The organism is Tolypothrix sp. VBCCA 56010 (genome assembly GCF_050875635.1).
GTDB lineage: Bacteria > Cyanobacteriota > Cyanobacteriia > Cyanobacteriales > Nostocaceae > Hassallia.
Genome location: NZ_JBPAOH010000361.1, coordinates 1 through 1,139 on the forward strand (window position 1 = coordinate 1; position 1,139 = coordinate 1,139).

Sequence of the window (1,139 nt, forward strand, 5' to 3'; positions counted from 1 at the left end):
ACTCAACCATGCTTGAGCGCGTAGCAGGTGTGTCCGTCGTTGGTTGATGTCAGCCTCAAAAGCCGCGACCTTACCATTTTTAACGTCTTCTGGGGATGGTTGCAAAAAGCCAGCGCGGTATCTTTCAACATGAGGCTGGTAGTTCTCCATCCAGTCCAATTCGCTCTGGGCGATCGCCAACTGCTGCCGCAATTGCTCAATCTCGGCTTGAAAGCTGGCGGCAGCAACTTGACCCTCTACCAACGCTTGCCGGGTAACTTGTAAACGGTACTCGCGATCTGCCTTATCACTCGCCTCATTCAACAGAGCGTTGATTTTATCGAGAAGCAGAATGCGACCAACCGGAATATATGCGGCAGTGCCGGAATTTAAGATTTTTAGGGCTTCCGCGAACTGGGAATTTTCTTCTGATTGCGCGAGGAATTGGCGCTCTTTGTCGGCGATCGCGGCTTCGATATCCTTGATTTTCTGTTCAAGGGCTTGGGTCGGGGTTAAAGCTTTAGGCATGATTGTCAAATTTCCTCTGAATTTTATGCAAGTCAAACTGCTGTGCGCGTGATACCCAATGATATTTCTGGCAGTAATACTGGATCGTGCGGCAGTTCATACCGATTTGTTGAGCCAGTTGTCGCAACGACCTCTTGCCATCCACACCCATGCAGACGTAATGATAAAACAACTGATAGGCATGTGATGACTCGCCTGGGATGGCGTACCAGGGCTGTTTGCGACTTCTTGTGGCTATTGAGTTCACGTTCTTAATGAAAACATAAAAGGATACCTACAAATATTGTTACAAATAGCAACGCAATATACACCAAACCTATCTACCGAACAATCACCGAAGCTTTTGCACAATTCTGCTGTCACCGTAAAGTTACAGTAACAGCGCAATGGGCGATGGGCAATGGGCAATGGGCAATGGGCGATCGCGTCTTGCAACTCAATTTTTCCCGCATTTGACATATTGCAGAATTTGTGGTAACTAATCCTCGACATACCCAGACACTTCTATGCAACTCAATTTTTCCCGCATTTGACATATTGCAGAATTTGTGGTAACTAATCCTCGACATACCCAGACACTTCTATGCAACTCAATTTTTCCCGCATTTGACATATTGCAGAATTTGTGGTAA

Annotated in this window: 3 protein-coding genes; all 3 read right to left on the reverse strand. The window is 46.5% G+C overall.

Features of this window, described 5'->3' with window-relative positions; genetic code table 11:
- Positions 1-507, reverse strand: a 507-nt coding sequence (locus AABK37_RS41460) for a hypothetical protein (RefSeq protein ID WP_432557192.1), incomplete at its 3' end; no start/stop codon positions are given.
- Positions 500-658, reverse strand: a complete 159-nt coding sequence (locus AABK37_RS41465) for a terminase gpP N-terminus-related DNA-binding protein (RefSeq protein ID WP_432557194.1) — start codon at positions 656-658, stop codon at positions 500-502. The genes AABK37_RS41465 and AABK37_RS41460, both read right to left, overlap by 8 nt.
- Positions 659-750: 92 nt before the next feature.
- Positions 751-966 (reverse strand): hypothetical protein, encoded by a 216-nt coding sequence (locus AABK37_RS41470; RefSeq protein ID WP_432557193.1) that lies wholly within the window; start codon positions 964-966, stop codon positions 751-753.
- Positions 967-1,139: the final 173 nt, after the last annotated feature.

Bases quoted from the DNA above. Each gene is read 5' to 3' on its own strand.
- AABK37_RS41465 (WP_432557194.1), bottom strand. From the start codon at position 658: ATGGGTGTGGATGGCAAGAGGTCGTTGCGACAACTGGCTCAACAAATC.
- AABK37_RS41470 (WP_432557193.1), bottom strand. From the start codon at position 966: ATGTCAAATGCGGGAAAAATTGAGTTGCAAGACGCGATCGCCCATTGC.